The sequence below is a fragment of the Streptomyces sp. SM1 genome (assembly GCF_002910825.1).
Classification (GTDB): domain Bacteria; phylum Actinomycetota; class Actinomycetes; order Streptomycetales; family Streptomycetaceae; genus Streptomyces; species Streptomyces okerensis.
The window spans coordinates 1-1,509 of the sequence record NZ_NEUB01000690.1 but is presented as its reverse complement, the minus strand read 5'-3'; the positions used below and the strand labels follow the sequence as shown (position 1 = coordinate 1,509).

General features: G+C 75.7%; 1 protein-coding gene. It reads left to right on the top strand.

Going from position 1 to position 1,509, the window contains the following annotated elements; translation table 11 throughout:
* Nucleotides 1–22 precede the first annotated feature (22 nt).
* Nucleotides 23–1,509, top strand: a 1,487-nt coding sequence (locus B9S61_RS19140) for an acyltransferase domain-containing protein (RefSeq protein WP_258039739.1), incomplete at its 3' end; no start/stop codon positions are given.

The window sequence follows — 1,509 nt, the reverse complement described above, 5'->3', positions numbered from 1 at the left end:
GGTGTTGGCGGGCCGGGGCGGGATGGCGTCGGTGCCGTTGCCGGTGGACGGCGTTCGGGAGCGGATCGCCTCCTCGGACGGTTGTCTGTCGGTGGCTGCGGTGAACGGGCCTTCCTCCACGGTGGTTTCGGGTGACGTGGACGTGGTGGCGGAGCTGGTGGACGGGTTCGTCGCCGAGGGGGTGCGGGCGCGTCTGATCGAGGTCGACTATGCCTCGCACTCCTCTCATGTGGAGGAGATCCGGGAGCGGTTGCTCGCGGATCTGGTGGGGGTCGCGCCGCGCTCGGGCACGGTGCCGTTCTTCTCGACGGTGACGGGCGGTTGGCTGGACACGAAGGTCCTGGACGCGGAGTACTGGTACCGCAACCTGCGGGAGACGGTGGAGTTCGAGGGGGCTACCCGCTCGCTGCTGGACAGCGGGCACCGCGTCTTCATCGAGGCCAGCGCCCACCCGGTGCTGGGCGTGGCCGTGGGGGAGTCGGTGGAGGCCGCGGGTGTGGACGCCGCGGTGCTCGGCACCCTGCGCCGTGGTGAGGGCGGCCTCGACCAGGTGCTGCGCGCGGTGGGCCGGGCTTGGGAGCGCGGTCTGGCCGTGGACTGGTCGGGGGCGTTCCCGGGGGCGCGGCGCGTCGAGCTGCCGACGTACGCCTTCCAGCGCAGCCGCTACTGGCTGACGGCCCCCGCCCCCGTTCCGGCTGCCGAGGACCGCTGGGACGACCTGGAAGGGCAGGACCCGGCCCGGCTCGCCGAGATCCTGGGCGTCGGCCGTGACGCCCTGGACGAGGTGCTGCCCGCCCTGGCCGCCTGGCGCTCCGCCCGGACCCGTGAACGGCGGGCCGAATCCTGGCGCTACCGCGTCACCTGGACACCCCTGTCGGTCGCCCCGGCGGACGGACTCGCCGGCCGCTGGCTCGCCCTGTGCCCCGAGGGCGATGCCGTGGCGGCCGTCCTCGACGCGCTCCGCGACGCCGGAGCCGACCTGATTCCGTGCGTCGTCGCCGGCCCGGGCACCACCCGCGGGGAACTGGCCGCGCTGCTCACGGATGCCGTCGGGGGACAGCCGATCGCCGGAGTGCTGTCGCTGCTGTCCTGGGAGGAGCGCACCCACCCCCAGCACCCCGACCTCCCCGGCGGCCCGGCGCTGACCCTCGCGCTGGCCCAGGCGCTGGAGGACGCGGGCATCGACGCCCGCCTCTGGACGCTGACCACCGGAACGGTGGTCCTGGGCGGCGCGGAGCGGCCCGGATCCGTCGGGCAGGCCGCGTCCGCGGCCCTGGGCCGGACCGCGGCCCTTGAACACCCCCACCGCCGGGGCGGCTTGGTCGACCTGCCCGAGGTGCTGGACACGCGCGCCGCCCGCCGTCTGTGCGCGGTGCTCGCGGGAGCGGTGGCCGACGAGGAGCAGGTGGCGGTGAGGTCCACCGGCATCCACGGACGGCGCCTGCGCCCCGCCCCCTCCGCCTCCTCCGGTGCCCTTCTCGCCGCGCCGTCGGAGGGCCGCACGGACGG